General features: G+C 55.6%; 1 protein-coding gene. It reads right to left on the reverse strand.

Annotated elements, in window-relative coordinates:
* Positions 1 to 53: 53 nt before the first annotated feature.
* On the reverse strand, positions 54 to 563 hold a 510-nt coding region (locus FPZ47_RS27875; protein ID WP_281291918.1), incomplete at its 5' end, for an acyl-CoA dehydrogenase family protein.

The raw sequence follows: 563 nt of genomic DNA on the forward strand, positions 1-563 counted from the left end.
TAGCAGATCCTCATCTGCGTTGATACACCGGGCGTTCGGTCGTCGCTATCTTGTCAAAGCGACCTCGAAATAATCTCTTTCATTATTTCGTTAGACCCCGCGTAGATTTTCTGTACTCGCTGATCAACCCAGAGACGCGAAATCGGATATTCCGTCATGTATCCGTACCCGCCGTGCAGCTGCAGGCAGTCGTCGAGGACTTTCATCGCCCGTTCCGTCGTCCACCATTTGGCCATCGCGACAGTTTGCACGTCGAGCTTACCGTCGAGATGCAGACAGATGCAGTGGTCGAGGAACACTCGCGCAATCCTTGTTTCGGTGGCGGCTTCAGCGAGGGTGAACTTGGTATTTTGGAACCCGAAGATCGTTCGCCCGAAGGCTTCTCGTTGGCGCGTGTATTCGATCGTCTGGTGCAAGGCCAATTCCATGGCGGCAACCGCTCCGACCGCGACGATAAGTCGCTCCTGCGGCAGTTGCGTCATCAGCTGAAAGAAGCCTTGCCCCTCGGTGTCGCCTAGCAGATGCGTCTTGGGGACGCGCACGCCGTCGAAAAACAATTCAGA

The organism is Mycobacterium helveticum, assembly GCF_007714205.1.
Taxonomy (GTDB): domain Bacteria; phylum Actinomycetota; class Actinomycetes; order Mycobacteriales; family Mycobacteriaceae; genus Mycobacterium; species Mycobacterium helveticum.